The 6,641-nt window shown below is 68.7% G+C and carries 7 protein-coding genes; 3 read left to right on the top strand and 4 right to left on the bottom strand.

The features are described from left to right. A partial coding sequence (locus tag ER13_RS15095) for a glycosyltransferase family 9 protein (protein ID WP_035310542.1) occupies positions 1-631 on the bottom strand: 631 nt, incomplete at its 3' end. Positions 632-730: 99 nt separating this feature from the next. Between ER13_RS15095 and ER13_RS15090 the strand changes: the two genes are divergently transcribed. From ER13_RS15090 to ER13_RS15080, 3 genes are all read left to right on the top strand, one after another. Continuing rightward, the gene (locus ER13_RS15090; RefSeq protein WP_035310540.1) at positions 731-961 is read left to right on the top strand and encodes a hypothetical protein; all 231 of its coding nucleotides are present in this window, start codon (positions 731-733) and stop codon (positions 959-961) included. Then, positions 958-1,503: a hypothetical protein gene (locus tag ER13_RS15085; RefSeq protein WP_035310539.1), complete on the top strand. Its 546-nt coding sequence runs from the start codon at positions 958-960 to the stop codon at positions 1,501-1,503. The genes ER13_RS15090 and ER13_RS15085 overlap by 4 nt, the downstream gene beginning before the upstream one ends. 123 nt (positions 1,504-1,626) lie before the next feature. Further along, positions 1,627-3,078, top strand: coding sequence for a response regulator (locus ER13_RS15080; protein ID WP_008260926.1), 1,452 nt, complete (start codon positions 1,627-1,629; stop codon positions 3,076-3,078). 37 nt (positions 3,079-3,115) lie between these two features. Here ER13_RS15080 and ER13_RS15075 read toward each other — a convergent pair whose 3' ends face one another. From ER13_RS15075 to ER13_RS15065, 3 genes are all read right to left on the bottom strand, one after another. After that, positions 3,116-4,687 carry a PAS domain-containing hybrid sensor histidine kinase/response regulator gene (locus ER13_RS15075; RefSeq protein WP_035310536.1) on the bottom strand — a complete coding sequence of 524 codons (1,572 nt, stop codon included), beginning with the start codon at positions 4,685-4,687 and terminating at the stop codon, positions 3,116-3,118. A 228-nt stretch (positions 4,688-4,915) separates the two neighbouring features. Then, positions 4,916-6,277: a glutamate--cysteine ligase gene (locus ER13_RS15070; protein ID WP_035310533.1), complete on the bottom strand. Its 1,362-nt coding sequence runs from the start codon at positions 6,275-6,277 to the stop codon at positions 4,916-4,918. A gap of 102 nt (positions 6,278-6,379) precedes the next feature. Then, positions 6,380-6,641: RsmE family RNA methyltransferase (locus tag ER13_RS15065; protein WP_035310531.1), on the bottom strand; the 262-nt coding region annotated here is incomplete at its 5' end.

Genomic DNA, 6,641 nt, shown 5'->3' with positions numbered 1-6,641 from the left:
CCTCGCGGTCGATCTCCTCGCCGACGAGCATCAGCCGGCCGCCCGCCAGGGGGCCGTCGTCGGCCAGCAGCTTGGTCGCCACCTTGGCGTAGCGTTCGGCGGGCCAGCGGCGGCCCATCCATTCAACGCCGGGGCCGATCGCCAGGATGGGCCGATCCTTTTCAGAATTGGCGCCGCCGGATGCGGGGATCAGGGCCTCGACCTGGGCGCGCGTCTGATCCGAGACATGGAGGCGGGGGGCCGGAACCTCATGCGGCTCCAGCTTCAGCACCGCGGCCGCCGCCTGGACCGCGTGCAGGCCGGGCTGAGCGGTCTTGTCGCGCACCGCCCGTTTCACACGGCGCAGCTTGCCCGACAGGTCCGAGCCGCGCATGTCCACGATCAGGCCCCACTTGGTCCCGCGCACCTGGTTCCACAGGGCGATCCAGTCGAAACGGCCTTCGCGCTCCAGCACCAGGAGGCGTTCCAGGCGCGGGGTGTCGGCGAACAGGGGGGCGCTGGCGGCCGAGCCGACGACGGTGAAGCCGGCCTCCGGCAGGCTGTCGACCAGATGCGCCAGAACGCCCGAGGACAGCACGGCGTCCTCGGCGTCGGCCTCGGCGATATAGAGGATGGGGAAACGCCCGATCATCCGTGGACCTCATACAGGGATTCTGGCCGGGGTTCAGCGTCAAACGCCCGTATCCACAGGCGGTTTCCCCTGAAGACGCGATGGGCTAGAGCCACGGCCATGAGCAAGACCCCGAATTCGGCCCCCGATCCCGCCGCCCAGGCCGCCCTGGAACGGTTCAGGGCCCAGCGCGTGACGGCCATCTACCGCCTCGATCTGATCGCTCAAGGCGCGACCATCGCCTATGAGGACGGGACGCCGGTGGACATGGCGTCGGAAAAGACGCGGCTGGAGGCCGTCGTCGCCGACATGGACCGCCGCATCGCCCGGCTGGAGCGGGCGGGCGAGTGAGCCTGCCCCTGCTGCCCGACCGGACCTGCGGGGCCTGCGTCGAATGTTGCCGCGCCATTCCGCTGGACCTGCCCGAACTGGCCAAGCCGACCGGCGAACTGTGCGCCTATTGCGTCGAGGCCGCCGGCTGCTCGGTCCATGCGATCCGACCCAACACCTGTCGCGTCTGGTTCTGCCTGTGGCGGGTGGTCGAGCTGTCGGACGACTGGCGGCCGGACCGCAGCGGGGTGATCGTGCGGCCCGACGGGATCGAGGACGGGGTCATCACCCTGTATGTCATCCGGCCGTCTGACTTCCTGGCCTCGCCGGACTTCTTCGCCACAGTGGCCGGCTGGATCGCCGAAGGGGTCGAGGTGGCGCTGAGCATTCCCGGCCCGGTCGGAACCTACCCCGCCCGCGCCGTCGTCACCGACTGGCTGCGGCCGGCGGTGGAGGCGGGCGATCCCGCCGCCTTCCTGGCGCGGGTGCTGCGGTCGCTGGACAAGCTGGCGGAGCATGATTTCCAGCCGGACGGGGTCGTGGCGCGCTACGCCGTGGCCTGAGCTGACGGCTTTGGGACGCGCGGCGCATACGGGGTTTCCGCAGGTTCGACTTAGCCGGTTCTTAACAGCGTTCCGTCAGTGATCGTCCTACAATAACCGTCGTCCAGAAAGGGCACCGCAGCTATGCACGAATGGGACGCCCTGCGTCGCCCGATATGGTTGTTCGATCCGGTCAGCCGGCGCGGCGTCTACGCCAATCCGGCGGCGCTGGAGCTATGGGAGGCGGACAGTCTGGAGGCCCTGCTGGCCCGTGGCTTCGGCCAGTTGTCGCCGGCGGCCGTGGCGCGCGTCGAACGGCTGGCGCGCGAGACCGCCGACGGGTCGGTCGTCTGCGACCAGTGGACCTTCTACCCCAACGGCCACCCGGTGACGGTGGCGGCGGTGATCTCGACCTATCTTCTGGAAGACGGGACGCCGGTGCTGCTGGTCGAGGCTTCGCCCATCGCGGCGGACGGCGACGAGAACCGCGCGGCCGAGGCCCTGCGCCATACCTCGACCCTGATCAGCCTGTTCGATCCCGAGGGGCGGCCGATCTTCTCCAATCCGGCGGCCTTCGCCGCCTACGGCACGGCGACCGACGGGTTCGAGGCGCGGTTCGCCGAGCCGGAGCGCGCGCCGCCGCTGCTGGCCGCCGCCCTGGCCGGAAACGCCGTCACCGACGTCTGCCAGGTCGTCACGCGTGACGGGCTGCGCTGGCATCAGCTCGACGTGCGGCCGGTCACGGATCCGGCGACCGGCCAGATGAGCGTGCTGCTGGACGAACGCGACGTGACCGCGCGGGTCCAGGCCCAGAACGCCCGCGCGGCGGCCGAGCAGAAGGCCGCCATGGCCGAGGCGCGCCAGGCCTTCCTGACCGAAATGTCGCACGAGCTGCGCACGCCGCTGAATACGGTGATCGGCTTCTCGGACCTGTTGGCGACGTCCAGTCTGAATGTCGAACAGGCCGACCATGTGGGGCGGATCAACAACGCCGGTCAGCGCCTGCTGTCGGTCGTCAACGAGATGATCGACCAGTCGGGCAGGGACGCCTCGGAAGGCGACGCCGCGCCCGCAGCGACCGGTCTGACCGTCGTCGAGTCAGAGGTCGGGGCGAAGGCTCCGGCCGAGTTTCCGGCCGAGGTTTCTGGGGCCTTCGAAGCCATCGAGACGGAAGGGTCGGGGCGGACGCCCAGGATCCTGTATGTCGATGATCACGACTGCAACCGGGCCCTGGTGGTCGCGGTGCTGGAGGTCCAGGGCATCGCCTGCGCCACGGCCGAGGACGGCGCCCAGGGGCTGGAAGCCGCCCGCACCGGCGACTGGGACCTGATCCTGATGGATATCCAGATGCCGGTCATGGACGGGGTCGCCGCCACCCGCGCCATCCGCGCCCTGCCGGGCCATCGCGGCGCCACCCCCATCGTGGCCCTGACCGCCAACACCCTGGCGGAACAGAAGGCCGAGTATTTCGCCGCCGGCATGGACGATTGCATGGCCAAGCCGATCAACATCGTCGAGCTGACCCACATGGTCCTGAGCTGGACCAGCAGCGACTGGCGCCGAAGCGGGCCGCCGCTGATCGCCGCCGTCGCCTGAGACGCGCGCCGCAAGGCGCGCTTGTTTCAGGCGGTCTTCAGGCCGGCAGGACGGACTGGATGCCCGCCAGCAGACTGGCGGCGGTGATGGGCTTGGGCACATGGATGTCGGCGCCGGCCTGGATCGTCTGCTCGCGGTGCTGGGCCATGGCGTTGGCGCTCAGCATGATGATCGGCGTGTGGATGTTGGCGGCGCGCGTCGCTTCCAGTTCGCGGATCATGCGGGTCGCGGTCAGCCCGTCCATGCCGGGCATCTGCATGTCCATCAGGATCACGTCGAAGCTGCCGGCCTGGAAGGCGGCGACGGCCTGGGCGCCGTCCTCGACCGTGATCAGTTCGACGGGGTGTCCGGCCAGAATCAGCTGAACCACGCGCTGGTTGGTCGGATGATCTTCCGCCAGCAGGACCCGGATCGTGTGCATCGGCGCCGGGACCTCGGCCGCCCGGGCGCGTTCGCCGGCGACATAGTCGGACAGGGAGGTGCTGCGGGCCAAGGGGATCTCGATCCTGAAGCGGCTGCCCTGTCCGGGCGTCGATTCGGCCGTGATCCGTCCCCCCATCATCTCCACCAGGGCGCGGCAGATCGACAGGCCCAGGCCCGTGCCGCCGAAGCGCCGGGTGATGGTGGCGTCGGCCTGGCTGAAGCGGTCGAACAGGCGGGGGGCGTGTTCGGCGTTGAAGCCGACGCCGGTGTCCTGGATATCCACGATCAGATGGGTCAGGCTGTCGTGGTCTTCGTCCAGGGCGATGCGGACGGAGACGCCGCCCTGGTGGGTGAATTTCACCGCGTTGGACAGAAGGTTGCCGATCACCTGGCGGATGCGGGTGCTGTCGCCGACGAAGACGCCGCGCGCCTCATCGTCGCGGATGACGTCGAATCTCAGGCCCTTTTCGTCGGCGCGGACACGCATGACGTCCAGCGGCGCGTCCAGGGCCTCGTCGAGGTCGAAGGGGCGGGTCTCCAGCGTCAGCTCGCCCGCCTCGATCTTGGAGACGTCGAGGATGTCGGACACCAGCCGTTCCAGGGTGACGCCGGACGCCCGGATCAGATTGACCATCTCGGTCTGGGCGGGATCCAGGGCGGTGCGGGACAGCGCATCGACGATGCCGATCACCCCGTTCAGGGGCGTTCGCACCTCGTGGCTCATATTGGCCAGGAAGTCGGACTTGGCGCGGCTGGCGGCCTCGGCGGCGGCCTTGGCCTCGATCAGGGCTTTTTCGGCGGCGACCTTGGCCGTCACGTCGCGCGCGACCGCATAGATTCGGTCGCCGAACCTCTGGGCGCGCCATTCCAGGGTGACGTAGTGACCGTCCCTGTGCCGATAGCGATTGGTCTGACCCAGAACCGGGTCGCCGGGGCGGCGGTTCGTGACCTCCAGGATGGCCGTCTGTGTGGCGGGCTGGTCGTCGGGATGCACGAGACTGGGCAGAAGCTGACCGACCAGTTCATCGGGCCGATACCCCAGGACCGAGAACCAGGAGGCGCTGGCCTTGACCACCGGCCCGTCCAGTTCACGCACGACCAGAAGATCCAGCGACACGTCGAAGAAGGTGTCCAGATCCACATCGGTCGGCGGTGGGCGCAGCGCCTCGGCGGGCGAACGGATCATTGCAGCAATTCCTCGCGAAGTGATTCAGCCTCTACGCGAGATCGGTTAAGGCCGCATTTGCGTGCACGAGGATGTTTCCACTGGGCGATTATGTCGCGTCGGTCTGGGTGAGGTCATGATCGCCGCACGGCTTGTCTTCGCCGCCCTCCGAACCGTCCCTGCGGCCTCGCTCAAAGATCGGCTTGAGAACGGACAATCGGGCCGGCCCAGCGCGACGGGCTGCGGGTTTCAGTAGGCGAAGTCGGCGTAGATCCGTTTCACGTCGCCCTGCCAGGCCCCGTGATACAGGTCCAGCAGGCGTTCGGCCGGGGTGATCCCGCTGTCGGCGATGTCTTCCAGTTCCGACAGATAGCCGCGCTCGTCCACCATGCCGCCCGAGAAGCGGGCGCGGTTCTTCAGGCCCTGTTTGGCGATGTTGACCAGATCGACGGCGATGTCGCGCACGCTGCGGCCCGCCACCTCGGCCTTCAGGCCCAGACGGGTCACGTCGCGGCGCAGGCGCTCATGGTCGGCGATGTCCCAGTCCTTGACCAGGTCCCAGGCGGCGGCCAGCGACGGGGCGTCGTACAGGACGCCGGCCCACAGGGCGGGCAGGGCGCAGATTCGGCTCCACGGGCCGCCGTCGGCGCCGCGCATCTCCAGATAGGCCTTCAGCCGCACCTCGGGGAAGAGGGTGGTCAGATGGTCGTTCCAGTCCTTGAGGGTCGGATATTCGCCGGGCAGGGCGGGCAGTTTGCCGGCCTGGAAGTCGCGGAACGACTGGCCCGAGGCGTCGACATATTTGCCGTCGCGCTTGGCGAAATACATCGGGGTGTCCAGCGCATAGTCGGCGTAGCGTTCGAAGCCGAAGCCGTCCTCGAACACGAAACCCAGCATGCCGGTGCGGTCGGCGTCGGTGTCGGTCCAGACGTTGGCCCGCGCCGACAGGAAGCCGTTCGGCCGACCCTCGGTGAAGGGCGAACAGGCGAACAGGGCGGTGGCGATCGGCTGCAGCGCCAGCGAGGTGCGGAACTTGGCCACCATGTCGGCTTCGGAATCGAAGTCCAGGTTGGCCTGGATGGTGCAGGTGCGCAGCATCATGTCCAGGCCCAGGGTGCCGACCTTGGGCATATAGGCGCGCATGATGTCGTAGCGGCCCTTGGGCATGACCGGCACCTGTTCGCGCGTCCACAGCGGGTCGAAGCCGGCGCCCAGGAAGCCGACGCCCAGCTGGTCGGCCACTTGCTTGACCTCCATCAGGTGCTGGCCGGTCTCGTTGCAGATGTCGTGGATGGTCTTCAGCGGGGCGCCGGACAGTTCGAACTGGCCGCCGGGCTCCAGGCTGACAGAGGCGATGAAGCCTTCGTCGTTGCGGCGCTCCAGCCCGATCAGGACGCCGTTCTCCTCGACCCGCGACCAGCCGAACCGCTGCAGGCCTTCCAGCATGGCCTTGATGCCGCTCGGCCCGTCGTAGGCGGGGCGGGCCAGGGTGGTCTTGTCGAAGCCGAACTTCTCGTGCTCGGCGCCGATCCGCCACTGGTCCTTGGGCTTGGCGCCCTTGGACATGGCTTCGATGAGGACGTCCCGGCTCAGCGGCGCGTTGTCGGTCATGCGTCAGATCCCCTCCGGCGCATCTGTGAGCGACCGTGTGTCGCGGCTAGATGGGCGAGGTTTGGGTCCGGCTCAAGGGGGCAGGAAATAGCGGAGTGAAAATCAACGCTCCCAATCGCCCACGGCCGCCTGCCACAAGGTCATGGCGGCGATGGCGGCGGTGTCGGCGCGCAGGATGCGCGGACCCAGAGAAACGGCGGTGGTGAACGGCAGGGACCGCAGGCGTTCGCCTTCTTCGGGCGAGAAACCGCCCTCGGGGCCGATCAGGATGGACCATTTTGGTTGACCTTCTCCCTCCCCGTCCGGGGAGGGGGGCGAAGGCGTAGCCGAAGCCGGGTGGGCAGGGCCAGGCAGGGCGTCCGGT

Origin of the sequence: Brevundimonas sp. EAKA (assembly GCF_000698025.1) — a bacterium.
Classification (GTDB): Bacteria; Pseudomonadota; Alphaproteobacteria; order Caulobacterales; family Caulobacteraceae; genus Brevundimonas; species Brevundimonas mediterranea_A.
Note: the sequence above shows the minus strand (reverse complement) of the source record. Positions and strands in the feature narration are given on the sequence as shown.